Below are 22,594 nucleotides of genomic sequence, written 5' to 3' on the forward strand. Positions count from 1 at the left end.
CTTTATCGTAGGGTTCTTCCCGTGATTTGTCTAAGACATAAAAGATATGATATGAATAGTTAAAACCTATGAGGTGAGAGAAGTGGATATACGAATGATGGAATATGTCATGGAAGTGTACCGGCAGCAAAGCTTTACAAAAGCAGCGGAAAAACTTCACATTGCACAGCCCTCGTTAAGTCAGCAAATTAAAAAACTTGAGGAGGAATTAGATACTCCTCTGTTTATTCGGAAGTATGGACAAGTCACTCCTACACCTCAAGGAAACCGATTGATTAAAAGAGCAGAAACCATTTTGAAGGAACGAGATGATTTGTTGCGTGAGATGGGGGAAGCTGCTTATGAGGTAGGGAAAGAACTGATGATCGGTGCGCCAGCTGTCACAGGGGGATATGTCCTGCCAAGTTTATTAAAAACCTATTGTCAAACGTATCCGCACGTTCACGTTCATTTGATAGAAGAATCGCCTCGTGAGCTAGAAAGACGTTTACTCGCTGGGAAACTGGATCTGGCGATTCTTTCTCTGCCTGTCGAGCATGAATCATTGAAAACAAAACAAATGCTGACAGAGCCGCTTCTCCTCGCCATTCCGCAAACGGCTCAACCGTGGTTGACGGATGAACTCAATGAAATCATCAATCAAGCGGATCAAGAAGGGTCTATCCCGTTTCATCTTCTGGAAGATGCCCCATTTATTATGCTGAAAGAGGGATATGGCTTTCGACAAGTGGTCACGGAACTGTGCCGTCATCATGGCTTTCGGCCGAGGATTGCATTTGAAACAAGTCATATTCAAACAGCTCAGGCATTGGTTGAAAATGAGCTAGGTGTGACGGTGGTGCCGAAAATGGTGGCACAAGAGGAAAGGAAAGCAGTCACTTATTTACACATTGATTCATGCCCAACCCGCACACTTGTGTTTGCATATGTGGAAGAAAGATATTTAACGAAAGCCGCTCAAGCCTTCATGGACCTTCAACAGAATCAAGGAAAAGCTTAAACAAACGTTTAATTAAACGTAAAAAGCAGGGAGTTCCCTGCTTTTACCTTTTTTCAGCGTGATAGAAAACCTTTGCAGTTTAGGAAGGACGAGTACCGACGCGGAGCGAATTTGACATTCGTGAGCACCGGCACGCAGGACTGACACCGAATGCGAGGGTTTGTCTACACGCTGAAAGCAGGGGGCCCCTGCTTTCTAATATAAATCCAGCCGCTGATCTGTCATGACGGGGATTTGTTGTCTCACTTCATCTACGAGCTGAAGATCAATGTCTGCATAATAAATGTCTTCTTCATCATTTGTCTCAAGCAGAATGCGTCCGAGCGGGTCAATCACCATGGAGTGACCAGGGAATTCAGTGTCTCTGCTTGTGCCCGTCCGGTTCACCGCAATCACAAATGACTGATTCTCAATGGCTCTTGCGATGAGCAGACTGCGCCAATGGTCCACTCTTGCTGACGGCCATTGAGCGGTATTAACAAGCACCTTCGCCCCTTTGTTCACGAGCGTCCTAGAAAGCTGAGGGAAGCGGAGGTCATAGCAGATCATCGCACCAATCTTGACATCTTCACCATAGTCAAATAAACCAAGCTGATCACCAGCGGTTAAATAGTTATGCTCATCCATTAAGCGGAATAAATGAATTTTATCATAATCTAACAAAAGCTCACCTTGGCGGTTAAAGACATACATTGTATTGGTGATGTTTTCATCTTCTGTCCTCTTATTTAAAACACTGCCTGCGATGAGATACACTTGGTGCTTGCGGGCAAAGGAAGAGAAGAGTTGTTTTGTTCGCTCGCCATCTGCATCGGCAAGCTCATCCGCTTGCTCTAACGCATAGCCGGTATTCCACATTTCAGGTAGAATAATCAAATCAGGCTGTTGGCGGATGGCTTCTTCTAAACATGCTTCTGCTTTCTGAAAGTTTACATCAGGTTCTCCTATTTGTACGTCCATTTGAATCAGGGCGATGTTCATGTCGGTCGTCCTCCTTTATTCGTTTCATGCAATGAATGGTTCGGGTGATATTGCCTGAAGCATCTAGTCTTCAAGCCAGTTTCTTTATCATAAAGCTTTCCGCCATCTTTGCCAATAGAAATGTCAGAAGGTTTTGTTAAATGACTTTCTCAATCAAGAAATGAGTGGTATGATACTCATAACTAATAAAACAAAGGGGAATAGTATGATATGCAATTGTTCGATTTATCACTAGAAGAGCTAAAAAAATATAAACCAAAGAAAACAGCACGTCCTGATTTCTCAGACTTTTGGAAGAAATCGCTCGAAGAACTGCGCCAAGTGGAGGCAGAGCCAACACTTGAATCTTATGACTATCCAGTGAAAGGCGTCAAGGTGTACCGCCTGACGTATCAAAGCTTTGGACATTCTAAAATTGAAGGCTTTTATGCTGTGCCTGATCAAACTGGTCCGCATCCAGCGCTCGTTCGTTTTCATGGCTATAATGCCAGCTATGACGGCGGCATTCACGACATCGTCAACTGGGCGCTGCACGGCTATGCAACATTTGGTATGCTCGTCCGCGGTCAAGGTGGCAGTGAAGACACATCAGTGACACCAGGCGGGCATGCATTAGGGTGGATGACAAAAGGCATTTTATCGAAAGATACGTACTATTATCGAGGCGTTTATCTAGATGCTGTTCGTGCACTTGAAGTCATTCAGTCTTTCCCCGAAGTAGATGAACACCGTATCGGCGTGATCGGTGGAAGTCAGGGGGGTGCGTTAGCGATTGCGGCCGCAGCCCTTTCAGACATTCCAAAAGTCGTTGTGGCAGACTATCCTTACTTATCAAATTTTGAGCGTGCAGTTGATGTTGCCTTGGAGCAGCCTTATTTAGAAATCAATTCATACTTTCGCAGAAACAGTGATCCGAAAGTGGAGGAAAAGGCATTTGAGACATTAAGCTATTTTGATTTAATCAATTTAGCTGGATGGGTGAAACAGCCAACATTGATGGCGATCGGTCTGATTGACAAAATAACCCCACCATCTACTGTGTTTGCGGCATACAACCATTTAGAAACAGATAAAGACCTGAAAGTATATCGCTATTTTGGACACGAGTTTATCCCTGCTTTTCAAACAGAGAAGCTGTCCTTTTTACAAAAGCATTTGCTTCTATCAACATAAGAGCATGACAAAGAGCTAAAATGACATTCATTTTAGCTCTTTGTCTTTTTCAGCTATTGGAGCGATCAGCTTAATAACTGGTGTTCTGTCTTGTTTTTTCATCAGGCACTAATGCTGTAACGATCAGGGCAAGGGCTGTGATGATGTGAAGGATGAATCCGAGAATCGGAATCCATGCAAGGCAGGATGTGACAATTCCAATGATACTTCCAATCATTGGTCCCTGATCTCGCTTCGATAAGACGAGTGTGATAATATGCAGAATAAGCATGACCATGAGCGGTGAATAGCCATTGCTGATAACGAATAGACCTCCGATCACAGGGATAGCAAGGCAAGCTTCAAAAATCCCAGTGATCCATTTCATAATGCGAGATATAGACATCAGATCCAACTCCTTTTTCATATATGTCTTATTCGTATTTTCCCAAAAGGTGAAGAAGTCATGCAGAATTCTATAGAAAGAGTTGATGGACACTTGAGAGAGAGAATTAAGGAAGAGCTGAAAATCATCGAAGAAACGTATGACGTCAAGATTTGTCTCGCCGTTGAATCGGGCAGCAGGGCATGGGGATTTCCTTCAACTGACAGTGATTATGATGTTCGCTTTTTATATGTTCCCCGGAAAGAATGGTATTGGGCGATGGAAGAGCATCGTGATGTCATAGAACGACCGATTGATGACATGCTTGATATCAGCGGCTGGGAGCTTAGAAAGGCACTGCGCCTATTCAATAAATCAAATCCGTCCATTATGGAATGGTTGTCTTCTGATATCATCTATGCTGAATCTTTCTCTTTGGCAAAGGAGCTAAGAGAATTAAAGGATCGAGCGTTTTACCCTGCGGCTTTGATGTATCATTACCTCAATATGGCGAAGCGGAATGAAAGCCGGCATTTACGAGGAGAGCAGGTGCGAATCAAGAAGTATTTCTATGTGCTTCGTCCGCTGCTTGCCTGTCAGTGGATTGAACGTTACCGAACAGTTCCACCAATGGACTTTCATGAATTACTCAAGGAGCTAGTGGAGGAAGGCCCGCTGTTAGCAGAAATTCACGAACTGCTCAAACGTAAAATGGACGGAGAAGAAATGGATGTAGAGAACCGTCTCGCTCATGTCCATCCATTTATTGATCAAGAGCTGGCGCGTTTTGATGAATTGGTGAAAAGCTACAATCAGCCGAAGGACAATCTGATGCAAGAATTAAATGAGCTTTTGCAGTCTATCCTTGATGAGGTGTGGGCGTAGGAGGGGAGAGTCAGCCGGATAGCGGCAGACTCTTTTTTTATCTCCTATTGTGATAAAACCACAAAAAAAGTCAGAATTTTTGTCATCTTCAAATATTGTAGCGGACAGCTCATGAGCCTTACAATAAAGACATAGCTTACAAAGAGTGGGAGGTGCCCTTTATGGAGTCGGTCACAAGAAATTTCTTCTTGTTTTTGTCAAAGAGCAGTCTCTTGAACCATATTGCTCGTAATTGGGGAAGTGCTGTTGCATCAAAGAAAATCATCGGTGGGAAGGATTTTGAGAGCGCTATCCCTGTCATCAAACGATTAAACGATCAAGGTATGGCCGTAACGGTTGATCATCTCGGTGAGTTTGTCACAAAGGCAGAGATTGCAAATGAGCGGACGAATGAGTGTATTCAAACCATTCAGCGAATTGCAGAGGCGGGACTCAATTCCCACGTGTCACTTAAAATGACATCGCTTGGCTTAGATATTGACGATGACCTTGTGTATCGCAATATGAAAAGCATTTTAGATACGGCAGAGAAACACCGTATTATGGTGACAATTGATATGGAGGATGAACAGCGCTGTCAAAAAACGCTGGACATTTTTAAAGAAATGAAATCTCAATATGAGTATGTCAGTACGGTGTTGCAGGCGTATTTGTACAGAACAGAACAAGATCTTGATGACCTAAATGAGTTGCAACCATTTTTAAGACTTGTAAAGGGTGCCTATAAGGAATCCGCCGAAGTGGCGTATCCAAACAAAAAAGACGTCGATCAGAATTACAAGAAGCTGATCGAAAAGCAATTACTCTCAGGGAACTATACAGCCATTGCGACACATGACGATCAAATGATCGAATTTACGAAACATATTGTGAAAAAACACAATATACAGACAAGTCAGTTCGAATTTCAAATGCTGTATGGCATGAGATCAGAAACGCAGCAAGCACTCGTGAAGGAAGGCTATCAAATGAGGGTCTACACCCCGTATGGACGAGAGTGGTATGGCTACTACATGAGACGTCTTGCAGAACGACCAGCAAACATTGCATTTGCTTTAAAAGGGATGACGAGAAAATAATTTGAAACGGGAGCGTGACAAAGATGACAACACCTTACAAGCATGAACCATTCACGGATTTTAGCCAGGAAGAAAATCGCCAAGCGTTTGAACAAGCATTAGCCAAAGTAACAGAATCACTTGGGCAAACCTATCCGCTTGTGATTAATGGAGAAAGAATCGAAACAACAGACAAGATTGTCTCGATCAATCCGGCGAAGAAGGAAGAAGTCGTGGGTACCGTATCAAAAGCTGGGAAAGAAGAGGCAGAGCAGGCGATTCAAGCTGCGGCAAAAGCGTTTGAAACATGGCGCTACACGTCTCCAGAAGAAAGAGCCGGCGTCTTATTCCGTGCTGCGGCAAGCATTCGCCGTAAAAAGCATGAGTATTCAGCCCTTCTCGTAAAAGAAGCAGGGAAGCCTTGGAATGAAGCGGATGCAGATACAGCAGAAGCCATTGACTTCCTAGAGTATTATGCCCGTCAAATGCTAGAGCTTGCGAAAGGCAAACCGGTGAACAGCCGCGAAGGGGAACGCAATCAATATGTGTACACACCAACTGGCGTGACGCTTGTCATTCCACCATGGAACTTCTTGTTTGCAATCATGGCAGGAACAACCGTTGCACCAATCGTCACAGGGAATACAGTCGTATTAAAGCCAGCAAGTGCGACGCCTGTCATTGCTGCCCGCTTTGTAGAAGAACTGGAGCAAGCAGGTCTTCCGAAAGGTGTTGTCAACTTCGTGCCAGGTAGCGGAGCAGAAGTTGGAGATTACTTAGTAGATCATCCGAAAACAAGCCTTATTACATTCACTGGATCAAGAGAAGTGGGCACACGTATTTTTGAACGTGCGGCAAAAGTACAGCCAGGACAACAGCATTTAAAGCGTGTCATTGCTGAAATGGGCGGTAAGGATACAGTCGTTGTAGATGAGGATGCAGATGTCGAATTAGCCGCTAACGCCATTTTCACATCAGCCTTCGGATTCTCAGGTCAAAAATGTTCAGCTGGATCTCGTGCTGTCGTCCACGAGAAGCTGTATGACCAAGTCGTTGAGCGAGTGAAGGAAATCACAGAAACGAAAACAACAGCGAATCCGTTATCAGCTGATGTGTACATGGGACCTGTCATTGATCAAGCTTCCTTTGACAAGATCACGGAATATATCGAGATTGGCAAGCAAGAAGGTCGTCTAGTCACTGGCGGAACAAGTGATGATTCAGAAGGGTACTTCATTCATCCAACCGTGTTTGCAGATCTAGAGCCAACATCTCGTTTAATGCAAGAAGAAATCTTTGGACCTGTCCTAGCTTTCTCAAAAGTCTCAAGCTTTGATGAGGCACTTGAAGTAGCCAACAACACAGAATACGGGTTAACCGGTGCGGTCATTACAAATAATCGTGATCACATCAACCGTGCGAAGCAGGAGTTCCATGTCGGGAACCTTTACTTTAACCGTAACTGTACGGGAGCGATTGTGGGATACCACCCATTTGGCGGCTTTAAAATGTCAGGAACTGATTCAAAAGCAGGCGGACCAGATTATCTTGCTCTGCACATGCAGGCCAAAACGATTAGCGAAATGTTTTAATATGGAAAAGCATGAACTCGTGCAGGCGAGTTCATGCTTTTTTTACCTGTCTACGACTTGTTTCTATACAAATATGACTGGAAAGAAGTATGATAAATGTATCACTTATTCAGGGAGCAATCGGGATGGAAGAGATATTAGAAAAGCTTCATACATTTTTTGATGTCGATAAATTAATTGCATTTATTAGTGGGTATTTAAAAAAACCAGTCATATTAGAAAGTACTGAATGTCAGCTGCTTGCTTATAATTCTTACAGCATCCAGCAGTTCGACCCAGTCAATCAGCAAACCATTTTCTCAAAGGAATGCCCGGGAGCTGTGGTGGATTGGTTAAAAAAAACAGGGGTCATTGAGCAGCTATATACAGATTCAAATCCTTTTTATGTGAATGGTCATGAGGAGCTCGGGTTTAATCGACGAGTGGCTGTGAGCGCCAAGCACAAACAAGAGGTTGTCGGCTTTATTTGGGTGCAGGACATTGAAGATTCTCTCTCTCAAGAGGAGCTGCAATTTTTACACGAGGCATCGTTTCAAGTTGGAAAAGTTATTTATAAAAATAAGAAACAGTTGGAGAAAAAGGAAGGCAAGATTGAAGAGTTCTTCAAAAAGGTCATGGATGATCATTTTTATACAGAAGAAGAGCTGAAATGGGAAGCTGAGAATTTAAGCATTCCACTGCCAGCTGTCTTTACTGTGATGATTGTTCATGCCGCCGATAACAAAAGTGAGACGGCAGAAGATGTGAAGGATATGATTAGAACCTATTTACAGCTAGAAGACAAGGTCAATCACGTCTACTCTGTGCAAGCAGACATCGTCGTGATATTAGGCAGTTTGTCAGATCGCCACTCACCAAAAGCGACCGCTGCGGATGTCGTCGCCCATCTTCAATCGAAAACGCATACACACCCATCTCCTTTATATATTGGGATGGGAAGAGAATATCGAGATGTCATGAAAATGAGCACAAGTCGATTTGAAGCGATAGAAGTCGTGAAAGCAGTGAAGATTGTCGGCGGACAGGAATTGATTCCATACGATTACGAGCATTTGGGGGTCTTCCGGTTCTTAGACTCGATTTACAGTCACCAAAAAAAGAAAAACGACTTTAATCCAGATTTGTTGCGCCTAAAGGAAAAAGACCGTGACAGCCAAACATCATTTTTAAAAACCTTAGAGGTCTACTTATTGAATAATTGCAAGCTAAAACCAGCTGCAGAGCAGTTATTTATTCATCAAAATACACTAAACTATCGAATGAAACAAATTTTTGAAATGACGTCTATAGATTTAAGTCATTTTAGCCAGCGTTGTGAGTTATTTATTGAATTGATGCTGATGAAAAAAGATCAATAGGCGTGGACTCCGCAGGTGCAAAGGATGACCTGCGGATTTTTATGCGAGATCATAAAATGGCATACAATTGCCTTATTTCGTTGTATGATAGATAAAGATTTTATGAGGAAAGTGAAAGGAGGGCCACCTTTGGGATCAGTCATCTTGGCCATTTTAATTTTCATCATGACCCTCGTCCTTGTCATTTGGCAGCCAGGACGTTTAACCATTGGATGGTCAGCGTGCGGGGGAGCGATTCTTGCTCTTGTTTTTGGGGTCGTTCATTTGGGCGATGTATGGGAAGTTACCCAAATTGTCTGGAACGCCACCTTTGCATTTATTGGAATTATCATCATTTCATTGATTTTAGATGAGATTGGTTTTTTTGAATGGGCGGCACTTCATATGGCAAAAGCCGCAAGAGGGAACGGGGTCCGCATGTTTATTTATTTAACATTGCTAGGCGCTGTGGTAGCAGCTTTTTTTGCCAACGATGGAGCAGCACTTATCTTAACCCCGATCGTTTTATCTGTGGTCAGAGCGCTGAAGTTGGATGAGCGTATGATCCTGCCATTTGTCATGGCAAGCGGCTTTATTGCAGATACGACGTCTTTGCCATTTGTCATTAGTAACTTGGTCAATATCGTATCAGCCGATTATTTTCATATTGGCTTTCTTGAATATACAGCAAACATGTTCGTCCCAAACCTTGTATCGCTTGGCGCTAGTATGCTTGTGCTGTATGTGTTTTATCGGAAACTCATCCCGAAAACGTACGATGTTTCGCAGGCGAAGGAACCAGCTTCGGCCATTCGTGACCTGCGCATGTTCCGGTTATCTTGGTATGTGTTAGGGTGCTTGCTTGTTGGATATTTTGCTGGGGAATTGGCAGGCATTCCGGTGTCAATCATTGTAGGAGGCATTGCCATTGCTTTCTTATGGCTGGCGAAACGGAGTCCACAAGTAGCGACAAAACGAGTCGTCAAAGAAGCACCGTGGTCGATTGTATTTTTCTCTATCGGCATGTATGTCGTGGTGTATGGGCTGAAAAATGTCGGCTTGACAGAAATTTTAGCGGCGTGGATTGAACAGGGGGCGTCACACGGTTTACTTGCGGGAACGATGTTTATGGGGGTTCTGGCAGCAGTGCTATCTTCTGTCATGAACAACCTCCCAACCGTTTTAATTGATGCGATTGCCATCGGTCACACAGATACAGCAGGTGTGATGAGAGATGCACTGATTTATGCCAACGTCATCGGCTCAAACCTTGGTCCGAAAATGACCCCAATCGGTTCATTGGCGACATTGCTGTGGCTTCATGTCTTGAAGAAAAAAGGTGTGCATATTTCTTGGGGGGCATACATGAAAGCTGGAATCATTCTAACCATACCAACGCTGATCATCACGTTATTGGGGTTGTATGTGTGGTTATGGCTGATACATTAAAAAGCAGATCCAATGGATCTGCTCAGCGTGAAGGCAAACCCTCGCATTCTTTGTCAGTCCTGCGTGCTGGTGCTCACGAATGTCAAATTCGCTCTGCTCCAGTGCTCGTCCTTCCTAGACTGCAAAGGTTTTCTTTTACGCTGAAAAGGAAACAAAGGGCTAAAATCAAGTTCATTTTAGCCCTTTGTCAACAATCTAAGCAGATCCAACGGATCTGCTTTTTGTTGTTATAGATATTTTGCATAGCGTTTTTCCAAAAAGTCTTGGAGCAATGAGACCACACTGCATATGCCCCAGTAAATCAAGGCAACCAATATATACATGGTCATATAATCGAATTCTCGTCCACCCACAATTTTTGCTTGCTGGAAGAGTTCGGGCACAGTAATCATTGCCGCTAGTGAGGAAGCTTTGATTAAATCAAGCATGACGTTGGTCAGGGGCGGCAGTGCAATGCGCACGGATTGAGGCAAAATGACTCCGCGCATCGTTTGCCAATAACTGAGACCAAGTGATTTGGCGGCTTCCACTTGACCACTTGGAACAGAGGAGAGAGCCGCCCGGTTAATTTCGGCAATGTATGCAGCACTATTGAAGCTGAATCCAATAATAGCAGCAGTGACAGCTGTAAATTCAATGCCGATGTAAGGGAATCCGAAATAAAGGATAAACAAAATGACCAGAATGGGAACCCCTCGCATGAATGAAATATACAGCCGTGCAGGCAGCCGAAGGAACCACGTATTTGCCATTCTAGCAAGGGCAATAAAAAAACCTAGAATCGTACCAAAAAACATGCTCACAAAAGAAATGAGCAGCGTCAGCCAGATGCCTTTCATGACAAATGGAAATGACGCTTTTGCCAGTGCAGGATTAAAGATATATTCTAAATGAATATCTCCCACGTCTGCGGCTCCTTATTTAGAAATGTCGACATCTTCGACATCAACATCAATTTTCTTTGAGACATCAGCATGATTAAAGAATTTCTCCGAAATCTTTTTCATGGTTCCGTCTTTTTTCATCTCTTTTAATACACGATTTAATTCTTTTTGAAGCTCTGTATTGTCTTTTTTCATCACAAACCCTTGTTCATTCGGCATGTATTTTAAGTCTGGATGGATCGTAATATTTAGCTTAGGGAATGCAGCAAGCGCCAGTGTTTGCAAGTAGTAGTCATTTAGAATGACATCTGTACGGCCGTTTGCGACATCCTTTAAATATTGCTCGTTTGTGGCATTATCATAAATGACTTCTTTTGCACCATACTTACGGGCAACATCCATATAGATAGTCGTTGCAGCACCTGCTGCTTTCTTTCCTTTTAAATCCTTTAGCGTTTTAATACCTGACAGATCATCTTTTCTGACGATAGCGGTTCCATATGAGTATTTATAAGGTGTTGAAAAGGCGAACTTATCTTTCCTGTCATCTGTGATGTCGATATCGTTTGCAGCGGCATCCACCTGACCTGAATTAATGGCACTGAGCATACCATCATAACCCATTTCTTTAAATTCTACTTTTACGTCAAGGCGCTTAAATGCTTCTTTGACGACTTCCACTTCATAGCCAGTCAATTGATCCTTGCCGTTCGATGTATCATGGTAAGACGTAGGATACAAAGTGCCTGAAGTAGCGACCACGATTTTCCCTTTCTTTTGAATCTGATCCCACTTTGATTCTCCAGACTGAGATGAGCCTGATTGATTGCAAGCAGACATGACAAGCATGAGAGCAGACACAACAAGCAGCACCCATATAGGTTTTCTATGATAAAAACGACTCATTTAAGAATCCTCCTCTATTTTTTATACAAAACAAAACATAGCACGCTTTTTCAGTTAGGACAACGTTTTCAGATGAAAAGAGAAAAAGTAAGAATATTATGTGCAATTTGACGGTGTGAATAATGTATAAAAAAGGAAAGGATGCGCAAATTAAAATCGAATAAAGGAGGGAACGACAGAGATGAAAAAAACAAGTGGTTTGATCATACTAACGATGGTGCTATTATTTGGTTTTCAGGTGAATACGGCTCATGGAGAAACACCCCAAATGGAAAAGCGCCCCGTCACGCATCAAGTAAAATTAACGACAGAGCAACAAAAACAAATTGAAGTACTTGAACAGCAAATTTTGTCTAAACGAAAAGAAGTGATTGAAAAATACGTTCAGTATGGTGTGTTAACGAAGGAACAAGGCACGCACATCACAAAACGAATGGATGAACATTACAATCATTTGAAAAATAACGGGTTTGTTCCATTACTAAAAAAACCACAGCACCATCGACCATAAGTTCAAGAAAACCGGCAGCAAGGTGCCGGTTTTTATTGTTTATGTGTTAAAAGGTCAGCGTCTCACCATCTTGAGGGACAAAAATGGCCTGATCTGCATGATTCTCTTGAATGTAAGATGTTAATGCGGCTCTTGTTAATAAACAATGATTCACGGCTTCAAGGTGACAGGCGATGATTTGAGCTTGTGGTTGAGTATGGTGAATGTCTACAATCTCTTCTTTTGTCATCGTAATAGGGTCTCCCTCTAAAAATTGGGCAGCCCCACTATTGACCACAATAATATCTGGCTGGCATGTATTCACAACCTCTTTCGGCTCATCACACCAAATGGTATCTCCTGCAATATAAAGAGTAGGCTCATCAGGATGAGAGAAAACAAAACCGCTCACTTGTCCCATCCGTTTAGCGGTTTCTCCTGTCCCGTGCTGCCCGCCAGTTCGTTTCATATGAACACCGCAAACATCCATTTCATCTTCAATGCATGTAACATGCTGAAATCCAGCTTCTTTCACTATCGTGCGATCTTTCTCTGATTGAGTATAGATCGGCAAAGTTTGCGCTAACCTCTTTTTTGCCTCGTCGTCAAAGTGATCTACATGTAAATGAGTGAGCAGGACAGCATCCGGCTTTAATATCTTGTCCAAATCAATGTTTGCAGGCAGATCCACAATTGGATTGTTTACATGTTGATTGGCAGTATGCGGGAACGGTGGATAGGTTCCTTTTGCTGCTAAAAAGGGATCGATTAAAAATGTTGACGGACCATATTGAAGGTATAAAGTAGCATTACGAATGAGTGTTATTTTCATTAGAAGGCCTCCTTTTTTTCTTATTAAGTTTACAGTATATTAAAAGAGCTTCATGTGACAGAGGATCATGAAAGTCTTTCAGCGGAACGACTTGATTTTTGAAAGAGGTGAGCCAATGCTAGACAAAACAGATATGGATATATTAAAAGAACTCTCAAAGAATAGCCGATTGACGATGAAAGCACTTGGTGAAAAAGTCCATTTAACCGGTCAAGCTGCTAAAAATAGAGTTTTAAAGCTTGAAGAAGAGGGGATTATTGAAGCCTATACCATTTCAATTAACTGGCGGACACAGCAGAACATCCAAACATTTTTACAGCTCTTTACCCGAAGTCATGATCATGAACCGCTTTTATCGTTTCTCCATCAAAAGGAAGAAATCAAAAACCTGTTTAAAATAAGTGGAGAGGGCTGTTATATGGCTGAAGGACATTTCTCCAGTCATGATGAGCTTGATCAATTTTTAACGGAGCTAACAAAGCATGCAAATTATAAATTGTCTATCGCTGTGAAACGTCTCACTCATCAAGAATAGATGAGACGCAGGAGGAAATAACCGATGAAAAGATTAATTGAACATCAGGCTGAACCGATCACAAAGGAAAGAATCAAAGCGGATTTGGTTCAACTTGGTGTAAGGAAGGGCATGATCTTATGTGTCCACTCATCCTTGTCATCTATTGGCTGGGTGAATGGAGGAGCTATAGCCGTTATACAAGCTATGATGGATATTTTAACAGATGAAGGAACACTGATTATGCCGGCACAAACATTAGAGCTGTCGGATCCTGCTGATTGGATCAATCCGCCTGTTCCTTATTCTTGGTGGAAACCGATCAAAGACACAATGCCTGCATTTGATCCGGCTTACACAGCTCCAACAGCAATGGGAAAGGTAGCGGAGACCTTTTGGAAATACCCAGGCGTAGAAAGAAGCAATCATCCTCATTTCTCATTCACCGCCTGGGGGAAAAGGAAAGATGAAGTGTTGAAACACCATGCGCTTCCTTATGGTTTAGGAGAAAATTCACCTCTTGGACGTATGTACGATCTTGATGCAAAAGTGCTGCTAATTGGCACGTCATTCGAGAGTGTGACAGCTTTTCACTTAGCTGAATATCGAATCTCACAGCAAGACATCATGACACGAGGGGCCCCCATTTTAGAGAATGGTTGGAGGGTGTGGAAAGAGTATCAAGATATCATCACAAGAGAAGAACTATTTGAACAGATTGGTCGTGACTTTTTACAATCAGAATGTCGTTATAACCACAGTCAAATCGGGCTAGCCAATTCGTATTTATTGCCGATGAGAGAATCGGTCGATTTTGCAGAAAAATGGCTTGAGCAGTACGACCAGGCGTGATCTAAGCAGTCTGAAAATCAAAATAATAGAGATCTTGATCAGGGTGCTCAGATATATAGCAGGTGAGCTGATAGTCTCCTTTTGGAATGGAGAAAGACAGTACCTGTGCCATGACGCTTGTCAGATAAACATGATCACTTGAATGAGTAAATGGCACTGTGATGACTCTATCAACGGATGATGGAGGCTCATGGCTGTTTAATGTCACGATAATAGAAGCCTTTCCGTTATTGATGCCTTCAAAAGAAATACCTCGATCCCCGGTTGCGAATCCTTGAAGAATATCGTCATCTGTCCAATCAATCACAGGTGGTGTCGTGCTTCCAGTGTATACGGTGATTTGGTGATAGGAGATAGATAGGGGATACGTTTGATTTAAATCATTCATAATAGATAACTCCTTTATTCATAAAATTTGCCCAGCTTGGGATCATGTTGAAAAGTGATTGTTTGAAAGTAAGATAATTGAAGAGAATGTTAGGCAGCAAGACGATTGTCGCCGTCTTGCGCTACTGTATGAGGGATCTAGATGTGAAATTGCGAAACCATTTCTTTTAGGTCTCCTGCTAAATGGGCGAGAGCCTCTGATGAAGCTGTTACTTCTTCCATTGCTGCAAATTGTTCTTCTGTTAAACCTGCTACTTGTTGTGAATGTTCACTCGTCAGTTTAACGCCTTCTGTGATAGAGGCAAAGGTCTGCTTCGCATCATTTGTATAAGCTGCGATTTTTTGGGATGCATCTGATAAATGTTTAATGCCATCTGCCATTTCCTTCATTGACTGCTGAATGTCGATAAATGATTCCTCTGTATGAGAAATAAGAACAGCCCCTTGAGCCGCTTCCTCTCGTACTCGTTTAATGGCACTCGTCGAATGATTCATCTCTTTTTGTATTTCGGAAATGAGATGTGAAATCATGTTGGATGATGTTTGCGATTCTTCTGCGAGTTTCCTCACTTCGTCTGCCACAACGGCAAAACCTTTTCCATGTTCACCTGCGCGTGCTGCCTCAATAGCCGCATTAAGAGCAAGTAGATTTGTTTGGTTAGCGATATCTGTAATCACTTTGGAAATTTGATCAATCTCGGCTGAACGTGTTTCTAGCGCTTGAATTGCTGTACCGTTCTCTTCAATTGATTTTGCAATAGATGTCATTTGTGAATTGACTTCACCGATATTTTGTACACCTTTTTGGGCCATTTCTTGTGCGGAGTGGCTTCTTGTTGCCATTTGTCCCGCATTTTCAGTGATGTTTACCAGCTCGTTAGATACTTGTTTCATCGTGTGCTCACTAGCTGTCATTTGGGCTGATTGCTGTTCAGACGATTGAGCGACTTCTTGAATAGTATGGGTAATTTTTTCTGATGCTGCACTCGTTTCTTCTGCGCTAGCTGACAGCTCCTCAGAAGAGGTGGCAACTAATTCAGATGTTTTGATCACATTTAAAATGGTTTGATTTAATTTCTCACGCATCTTATTAAAGTGACCTGCCAGCTCAGAAAGTTCATCGCCTGTGTGATCTGTCACGTTGATGGTTAAATTTCCTTCGCCTGCACTCTTAATAGCAGATGCCATATGTTTGAGACGTGTCTGAATCCGCTTTGTGAAAATAGAAATAATGATAACAGAAACAATTAAACTTAACAGTAGAACCGTGACAAATTGAATAAAGAAAGACTGAAGCATTTGTGAAATCATGCTTTGATTTGCACCGGTATAGAAAATACCAATCGTTTCCCCTGTATCATTTTTGATGGGCATGTAAGCCGTTTGGTAGTCTTTCCCGGCAACATTGGCTGTTCCGTAATAATTCTCGCCTTTATCCAAAACAGCGGCCTTTACTTCAGGTGAGACTTCGGTTCCCACAGCTCGTTTCCCGTTTAACATGACATTTGTGGCAACACGGGTATTTCCTTGGAAAATCGTGATTGTATCACCAGTATATTCGGCTAATTGATCAACCAATGTGTCATGGTTATTGATTTGAGTATTTCCTTTGTAAAGCTTGCCATCTTTTATCTGCCACGAGCCAGCAACCTTTTCAGTTAGGTAAGCGTATCCTAGCTTTAGATCGCCTTTTGCTTTTTCGGTGGCCATTTGCTTAATGTTCTCTGTCATTTCGCGGTTCACTACATAACCAACCACTGCTGAAAATACGATGAGGACACTTAAAAAGATCAGCATTATTTTGGCGCCAAGCCTCAGTTTTCCTTTTTTCTTCATGCTTTTTTCTCCTTTAGGTATAAGGTAGGGTATCCCTCCTTAAAGATTATCGGCATGAAAAAAATGTTTGATATACGTGAATGCACTTACACAGAAATTTTTGTTATGAAAAAAGGAAAGATCGTGCTACTCGATAATAAATTGGATTCTTGTGCCATCAGGATCATCTGATAATTGATGACTTACCCAAGAGCCTGCCCCCCTATTATCCGAAGGACGTACATATTTGACAGAAGCCCCTGCTCCACCTTCTTTACACATCGCCATTGGCCATTCATCACGATCATAACCACGCTTTGTTGGAATGCCATGAAGTGATTTGTCTCTTTGCTCATCACTATTTTTTCGATCAATGGTGCAAATGGAAGAATGACCTTCGTCAATAGCTTCTTCTATGTGCTTTGCGGTTTCTGGATATCGATCTGATGGAAAGTGAATGGTTTTGTCATAAGAAGAGTTTGTCGTCTCTTGTTTATGTTGCCCTAGTTGGACATAGCCTGTCGCTATACCAATGACAATCAATAAAAGCAAGAGAATGGTTTTAAGAAGTTTCATAGATGCTAGCTCTCTTTCTATTTAGCGTATTTTGTAAACAGAAGTATAGCAGAATTACTTACCAATTTCTCCTCGTTTTGAAAAAACGTCTTTTAAAGTTCGAAAAACGTTTTTTACCTGTTTATGCTCTTTTCATCGTTGTACAAACATCATAAAAATTTAATTTTGCTACTCAAAAAACATATATGCTGATGCAAAATGGCTTTATGATTGGTTTTTGGGCTAATTTCAAGATTTTAACACACAGAAATTTTAAAAAAATAAAATTGACTAGACCGATATGCTTTAATAATATGGAGTCAAATATCAAAAAATGTCGTAATTTATCAAAATATGATTCCATTTACATTGCAGGAGGGAAGTACAAATGGCGGATGTCTCTTATCGGCTCGGAATAGACATAGGTGGAACATTTACTGATTTATCGCTGATGAATGAAGCAACAGGGGAGCTGACTGAACTCAAGACACCTACAGTGACAGATGACCCAGCTCAAGGAATTATCAATGGGCTAAAACTTCTAAAAGAAAGAGGTGTCGATTTATCCAAAATCCAATATCTTGTACACGGCATGACAATCGGTCTTAATACATTATTGCAGAGAAAGGGAGCAGATTTAGCCCTTTTTGTAACGGAAGGTTTTCAAGACATTTTGTCATTACAGCGTTTACGTCTACCCATTCCTTATGACTTCAATTCTCAATTGCCAGAACCATTGATACCACGAAAACATGTATATCCAATCTCTGAAAGGCTCATACACGATGGTTCGATCAAAAAACCTCTCCAACTGCAGCAATTAGATGATGCTGTCCAGCAGGTCATCTCTAAAAAACTAGCAGGCATTGTCATTTCTTTTTTACATAGCTATCAAAATCCAGTTCATGAATTACAGGCAAAAGCCTATATTCATCATCATTACCCACAGTTAGAAGTCCTGACATCATCAGAATTATGGCCACAAATGAGAGAATATGAGCGGACAGTGATGTCTGTTGTCAATTTGTACATTCAACCAAAGGTGAAACAATATTTACAAACGTTGAAAAACCGCTTGAAAGAAGAAGGTGTACCAATTTCTCCATACATTACCCAATCAAATGGTGGTTTAATGGATGCAGAAAGCGCAGCCACTTCACCCGTTAAAACACTTTTTTCTGGCCCGGCAGCTGGTGTAATTGGTGCGGCAAGAATTGCAACATCTGCAAATGAACCCAATTTAATTACGTTTGATGTTGGTGGCACAAGTGCAGATATCTCAATCATTCAAAATGGACAGCCTACAATGGCTCAATCGAATCAGCTTTCAGGATTTCCGATCATTCTTCCATCTGTTGCAATGTATTCGATAGGGGCTGGCGGAGGTTCTGTCGCATGGCTTGATCAAGGCGGGCTTCTTAAAGCAGGACCGGAATCAGTTGGCTCGCAGCCTGGACCTGCTTCGTATGGAAAGGGAAAAAAAGCTGCTTTAACCGATGCATTTCTCATATGCGGTTACCTCAATCAAGAACGGTTTGCCGGAGGACATTTACAATTGCAGCGGTCTGCAGCGGAAATAGCCTTTCAGCCAATTGCTGATCAGCTTCATAAAACGGTCGAACAGGCGGCTGACCAGTTGATTCAAGTGGCTGTTGCCAATATGTACACAGAACTAAGCAATGTCATGGAGCAGCAAGGGTTTGATCCTAGAGATTTTAGTTTGTTGGCATTTGGCGGGGCAGGGCCTGTTGTTGCGAATTTCCTTGCGAGAGAAATTCATGCGAAAAATGTGGTCGTCCCTCCAAGTCCAGGAACATTATGTGCGCTAGGTGCACTTACAGCCGATTTTATCCATGATGCTGTGTTGTCTAAGAAAATCTGCTTACAAGACTATACGCTTGATGAATTAAAACAAGATTATGAAATGCTTTCTCGCAAAGCAACGGATTGGTTCAGCCAGCAAAACATTCAACATATCAAACAAACGTCCATTTTGTTATTAGCAGATGCCCGCTATCAAGGACAGGCATTTGAGATTGAATTGCCATTATCGGTGGATTGGCTAAAGCAGGAACAAGACGTCTATCATCTGATTGAAGCTTTCCACAACCTTCATGAGCGTCAATATGGCCATAGAGATGATCAGGCGAACATTGAATTTACTCATTTGCGAGTTCGGGTTATAGGTGAAACGCCTCCACTGCCTTTCTCTCCTGTTGATGAAAGCAGCGGACAGCCTTTAATACCACAATCATACAGACGAATCTTTATAGAAGAAAAAGAGTACGAAGCATCTGTTTACAATCGGAGTACTTTGTCATTAGGTGCTGTTGTGAATGGACCTGCCATCATTGAGCAAGATGATACGACAACATTGATTTTGCCAAACTGGGCAGGCAGCATAGACCATTCAGGAAACTTGGTGATTTCAAGGGAGGCGGCTTTACATGGGAACTGATCCAGCAAAGCTTGAGATGATGAGGAGTTATTTTAATGCGATTGCATCAGGCATGGGACATGTCATTGAGCGGACATCCTTTACAACATTCGTAAAAGAATCGGCGGATTTTGCCACAGCATTAGCCACGCCTTCTGGAGATTTCTTTGTTTACCCAAAAACAGTCGGTGTCACGATCTTTTTAGGGCTGAGTCTCAGAAAAGCGATTGAAGAAAGCGGACCGATGCAGCCGGGTGACATTATCATCACAAATGATCCTTATACGACAGACGGTTTAGCGACTCATTTGCCAGATGTTCATATCATCAAGCCCATTTTTATAGAAGATGAAATTGTCAGCTATGCCTGGTCTTTTGTTCATGTAAGTGATGTGGGCGGTCTTGTCCCTTCAAGTATTTCTCCAACTGCAACAGATGTTCATCAAGAAGGATTAAGAATTCCACCAGTGAAAATCTATGAAGGTGGAAAAGAGAATCAGGTTGTTCGTACCTTTTTAAGAGCTAATAGCCGGGCGAGTCATTTAAATGATGGCGATATTAATGCGATGATTGCCGCTGTTAATACAGCAGAAATCAGACTAAAAGAAATGATCGAGAAATTTGGAAAAAACGAAGTGAAGCAAGGAATGATTGATCTACTGAAGCAAGCAGAGGATCGCGCCGGAAAAGTAATTGAAGCCATCCCTGATGGAACGAGTGAATTCGCTGATTACTTGGATGATGATATGATTTCGGACGTGCCGATCCGATTAAAGATTAAGCTGACGGTCAAAGGGAAACAGCTGACACTGGACTTCTCTGAGTGTGACCCGCAAGTTAAGACAGCTTTTAATCTTGTCACCAATGGTCAAAAGCACTCCTTCTTATATCAAGGGTTGATTAATTACATCATTAGTAAAGATCCTTTTATTCCGATTAATGGTGGGATTACGTATCCGATAGACGTGATTTCACCTAAAGGAACGCTTGTCCATCCAGAATATCCGGCTTCTGTCGGTATTCGGCATTCCATTACAATGAGACTGTATAATGTCGTGCTAGGTGCTATTGGTAAGCTGTTGCCTGAAGCAGTGCCGGCGGCAGGTGCAGGTCAATCCGCTATCGTCGTTCTCTCTGTTCCTGATGATCAAACAGGAGGCAGAAAAATGTCTGTGGTTGAACCGTTAGGCGGAGGCGGCGGTGCTCAAAAAGGGACTGATGGAGTAGATGGAATTGATCATTCGTCAGGATTTTTAAAAAATACACCCATTGAGAGCTTGGAACAGCATATTGATATTCATGTACACCGATATGAACTGCTGCCGAACACAGGTGGAGCAGGGGAACATAGAGGGGGACATGCGATTGGCTTGGAATTTGAAATGATCAAGCCAGAATCGATGGTGACGGCACGAGGAATGGAACGAATGAAGTTTCAACCTTGGGGGTTAATGGGCGGCCGAGCAGGAGCAATTGGTGAGGTGAAATTGACCAAACCAAATGGGGAGACACAAAACCAGCCGAAAATTGATGTTATGCGTCTTGAAAAAGGCGATATTGTTCAATTGATTTCACCAAGTGGAGGAGGATGGGGGGATCCATTTGCTAGAACGAAAGAAAAAGTCCTTCATGAAGTGGAAGCAGGGCTATTAAGTGAAGAAAGAGCACTTCAGCAATATGGCGTCAAAGTCTATCGAGACCATAATGAATGGAAAATTGATGACGAACAGACGAGCAGGCTTCGTGAAAAGATGAATGATGCTGATGCTGTCGCTTGGGATTTTGGAGAGCAAAGAGCAGCTTATGAGAAAGTGTGGACGGACGAAGCCAGCAGTGAGCTTGCTGTGCAGCTTCGTTCATACCCAGCAAATGAGCGTACGCACTATAAACATGCGGTTCATTCTCATTTTAGTCATAGACAGGAACCGTTAACAAAGATGGATATTATTCAAGCACTTCATCACTTGAATCAACAAAAAGGGGGAAATGAATCATGAAAAGAAGAGTAATCGCCATATTTGCAGGTGTCCTATCCGTCATGTTACTGCTGTCTGCATGCGGTGGAAATGGGCAGGACCAAAGTAAACAGCAGCAGACTGTGATCGTTGGTGTCTACGGAGGAGATTGGGAAAAGAATATTAAGCCAATCCTCGAAAAGTTTGAAAAGGATACAGGCATTAAGGTACAAACGGTCTCTGGGGCAGATTCTGAATGGTTTACAAAATTAAAAGCATCTAATGGTAAAAATCCACCGTATGATTTGCTTATTTTACAGCCTGATACGATTCAAAGAGGTATTGCGGCAAACGTTCTTGCGCCTATTGATGAAGATCAAGCGCCAAATGTGAAAAAGCTTTATCGTTCTGTTCAAAAGAAACTCACTGTTGATGGAAAACAATATGCAGCAGGCTTTAGTATGGGACAGCTTGGAATTGCTTATAGAAAAGATCTTGTCAAACAGGAGCCAAACAGCTGGACAGATTTATGGAGCGATCAACTGAAAGGGAAAGTGGCGATTTCTTCCCCAACTTATTCAGCGGGCTTACAATTTTTCTCTGCACTTGTCCATGCTCAAGGAGGGACAGAATCAAATCCTAAGGATATTGATAAAGCATTTAAAAGCCTCGCACAATTAAAAGGGCGTGTAGCTGCTTTTCCTGATAACCCAGGGTCTATTCAAACGCTGTTAGAACGTGGTGACGTGACGGCAGTTCCATATTGGGATGGCCGATCATTTGCACTTGAAGAAGAAGGGATGGATATTGGATTCTCATATCCGAAAGAAGGCGCTGTGGCAGCAGTTGCGAGCTGGGCGTTAACAAAGGGAAGTCAGCATGAGGAAGCGGCTTATAAGCTATTAAACTACCTTAGTGGGAAAGAAGCTCAAGAAGCCTTCTCAGAAAAATCTTACTATGGCATGTCGAATTCTGATGTGAAATACGGAGACAAAATTAAGGGGAAAGTGAAGGTTGGCGAAAATTATTATAGCAAGCTGACTTGGGTAGATTACGAAACAGCGACTTCAGAGCTCGGTCAATGGACAAATCGATGGAATGAAGTATTAGGCGGAGGAAAATAGGTGAT

The 22,594-nt window shown here is 42.3% G+C and carries 21 protein-coding genes; 13 read left to right on the top strand and 8 right to left on the bottom strand.

Annotation, left to right across the window (positions count from 1 at the left end):
* Positions 1–94 precede the first annotated feature (94 nt).
* A complete protein-coding gene (locus tag MHI58_RS01855) occupies positions 95–1,000 on the top strand; it encodes a LysR family transcriptional regulator (protein WP_041508224.1) in 906 nt (301 codons plus the stop codon).
* Between the two features lie 195 nt (positions 1,001–1,195).
* On the opposite strand, the gene MHI58_RS01860 is transcribed toward MHI58_RS01855, so the two are convergent.
* Entirely contained in the window at positions 1,196–1,981 is a 786-nt protein-coding gene (locus MHI58_RS01860; RefSeq protein ID WP_041508225.1) for a carbon-nitrogen family hydrolase, read from the bottom strand.
* Between the two features lie 210 nt (positions 1,982–2,191).
* On the opposite strand from MHI58_RS01860, the gene MHI58_RS01865 reads away from it, so the two are divergent.
* Complete coding sequence (locus MHI58_RS01865) at positions 2,192–3,154, top strand: acetylxylan esterase (RefSeq protein ID WP_045034605.1); 963 nt, start codon at positions 2,192–2,194, stop codon at positions 3,152–3,154.
* 70 nt (positions 3,155–3,224) lie between these two features.
* Here MHI58_RS01865 and MHI58_RS01870 read toward each other — a convergent pair whose 3' ends face one another.
* Positions 3,225–3,539, bottom strand: a complete 315-nt coding sequence (locus tag MHI58_RS01870) for a hypothetical protein (protein ID WP_008342068.1) — start codon at positions 3,537–3,539, stop codon at positions 3,225–3,227.
* Positions 3,540–3,599: 60 nt separating this feature from the next.
* Between MHI58_RS01870 and MHI58_RS01875 the strand changes: the two genes are divergently transcribed.
* From MHI58_RS01875 to MHI58_RS01895, 5 genes are all read left to right on the top strand, one after another.
* On the top strand, positions 3,600–4,403 hold the full coding sequence (locus MHI58_RS01875; protein WP_045034604.1) for a nucleotidyltransferase domain-containing protein: 804 nt from the start codon (positions 3,600–3,602) through the stop codon (positions 4,401–4,403).
* 161 nt (positions 4,404–4,564) lie between these two features.
* The gene (locus tag MHI58_RS01880) at positions 4,565–5,482 is read left to right on the top strand and encodes a proline dehydrogenase family protein (RefSeq protein WP_024718963.1); all 918 of its coding nucleotides are present in this window, start codon (positions 4,565–4,567) and stop codon (positions 5,480–5,482) included.
* 23 nt (positions 5,483–5,505) lie between these two features.
* On the top strand, positions 5,506–7,053 hold the full coding sequence (gene pruA, locus MHI58_RS01885) for an L-glutamate gamma-semialdehyde dehydrogenase (protein ID WP_007498254.1): 1,548 nt from the start codon (positions 5,506–5,508) through the stop codon (positions 7,051–7,053).
* 125 nt (positions 7,054–7,178) lie between these two features.
* Positions 7,179–8,411, top strand: a complete 1,233-nt coding sequence (locus MHI58_RS01890; RefSeq protein WP_045034603.1) for a CdaR family transcriptional regulator — start codon at positions 7,179–7,181, stop codon at positions 8,409–8,411.
* 129 nt (positions 8,412–8,540) lie between these two features.
* Positions 8,541–9,839: an arsenic transporter gene (locus tag MHI58_RS01895; protein WP_045034602.1), complete on the top strand. Its 1,299-nt coding sequence runs from the start codon at positions 8,541–8,543 to the stop codon at positions 9,837–9,839.
* A 227-nt stretch (positions 9,840–10,066) separates the two neighbouring features.
* Here MHI58_RS01895 and MHI58_RS01900 read toward each other — a convergent pair whose 3' ends face one another.
* Complete coding sequence (locus MHI58_RS01900) at positions 10,067–10,744, bottom strand: amino acid ABC transporter permease (protein WP_008347854.1); 678 nt, start codon at positions 10,742–10,744, stop codon at positions 10,067–10,069.
* A gap of 12 nt (positions 10,745–10,756) precedes the next feature.
* Complete coding sequence (locus MHI58_RS01905; protein WP_008347852.1) at positions 10,757–11,629, bottom strand: transporter substrate-binding domain-containing protein; 873 nt, start codon at positions 11,627–11,629, stop codon at positions 10,757–10,759.
* A gap of 181 nt (positions 11,630–11,810) precedes the next feature.
* Between MHI58_RS01905 and MHI58_RS01910 the strand changes: the two genes are divergently transcribed.
* Positions 11,811–12,140 (top strand): YckD family protein, encoded by a 330-nt coding sequence (locus MHI58_RS01910; protein WP_017366586.1) that lies wholly within the window; start codon positions 11,811–11,813, stop codon positions 12,138–12,140.
* Between the two features lie 46 nt (positions 12,141–12,186).
* Here the strand turns inward: MHI58_RS01910 and MHI58_RS01915 are convergent, their stop codons facing one another.
* Entirely contained in the window at positions 12,187–12,951 is a 765-nt protein-coding gene (locus MHI58_RS01915; RefSeq protein ID WP_045034601.1) for an MBL fold metallo-hydrolase, read from the bottom strand.
* 115 nt (positions 12,952–13,066) lie between these two features.
* Here MHI58_RS01915 and MHI58_RS01920 point away from each other — a divergent pair, with 115 nt between their 5' ends.
* Both MHI58_RS01920 and MHI58_RS01925 read left to right on the top strand, forming a co-directional pair.
* Positions 13,067–13,486, top strand: a complete 420-nt coding sequence (locus MHI58_RS01920; protein ID WP_026050043.1) for an Lrp/AsnC family transcriptional regulator — start codon at positions 13,067–13,069, stop codon at positions 13,484–13,486.
* 24 nt (positions 13,487–13,510) lie between these two features.
* On the top strand, positions 13,511–14,317 hold the full coding sequence (locus MHI58_RS01925; RefSeq protein ID WP_045034600.1) for an aminoglycoside N(3)-acetyltransferase: 807 nt from the start codon (positions 13,511–13,513) through the stop codon (positions 14,315–14,317).
* Position 14,318: 1 nt separating this feature from the next.
* On the opposite strand, the gene comJ is transcribed toward MHI58_RS01925, so the two are convergent.
* The 3 genes from comJ to MHI58_RS01940 form a co-directional block, all read right to left on the bottom strand.
* Complete coding sequence (gene comJ / locus MHI58_RS01930) at positions 14,319–14,705, bottom strand: competence protein ComJ (RefSeq protein ID WP_039166300.1); 387 nt, start codon at positions 14,703–14,705, stop codon at positions 14,319–14,321.
* A gap of 137 nt (positions 14,706–14,842) precedes the next feature.
* On the bottom strand, positions 14,843–16,540 hold the full coding sequence (locus MHI58_RS01935) for a methyl-accepting chemotaxis protein (RefSeq protein ID WP_045034599.1): 1,698 nt from the start codon (positions 16,538–16,540) through the stop codon (positions 14,843–14,845).
* A 126-nt stretch (positions 16,541–16,666) separates the two neighbouring features.
* On the bottom strand, positions 16,667–17,095 hold the full coding sequence (locus MHI58_RS01940) for a NucA/NucB deoxyribonuclease domain-containing protein (RefSeq protein ID WP_007498233.1): 429 nt from the start codon (positions 17,093–17,095) through the stop codon (positions 16,667–16,669).
* Positions 17,096–17,462: 367 nt separating this feature from the next.
* On the opposite strand from MHI58_RS01940, the gene MHI58_RS01945 reads away from it, so the two are divergent.
* Genes MHI58_RS01945 through MHI58_RS01955 form a run of 3 tightly spaced genes read left to right on the top strand, consistent with a single transcriptional unit; the run spans position 17,463 to position 22,589 of the window.
* Positions 17,463–19,532 carry a hydantoinase/oxoprolinase family protein gene (locus MHI58_RS01945; RefSeq protein ID WP_045034598.1) on the top strand — a complete coding sequence of 690 codons (2,070 nt, stop codon included), beginning with the start codon at positions 17,463–17,465 and terminating at the stop codon, positions 19,530–19,532.
* The gene (locus tag MHI58_RS01950; RefSeq protein ID WP_045034597.1) at positions 19,522–21,507 is read left to right on the top strand and encodes a hydantoinase B/oxoprolinase family protein; all 1,986 of its coding nucleotides are present in this window, start codon (positions 19,522–19,524) and stop codon (positions 21,505–21,507) included. The genes MHI58_RS01945 and MHI58_RS01950 overlap by 11 nt, the downstream gene beginning before the upstream one ends.
* Positions 21,504–22,589, top strand: a complete 1,086-nt coding sequence (locus MHI58_RS01955; protein ID WP_045034596.1) for a PotD/PotF family extracellular solute-binding protein — start codon at positions 21,504–21,506, stop codon at positions 22,587–22,589. Before MHI58_RS01950 ends, MHI58_RS01955 begins: the two co-directional genes overlap by 4 nt.
* Positions 22,590–22,594 lie beyond the last annotated feature (5 nt).

Source organism: Bacillus sp. FSL K6-2869 (genome assembly GCF_040869405.1).
GTDB lineage: Bacteria > Bacillota > Bacilli > Bacillales > Bacillaceae > Bacillus > Bacillus altitudinis.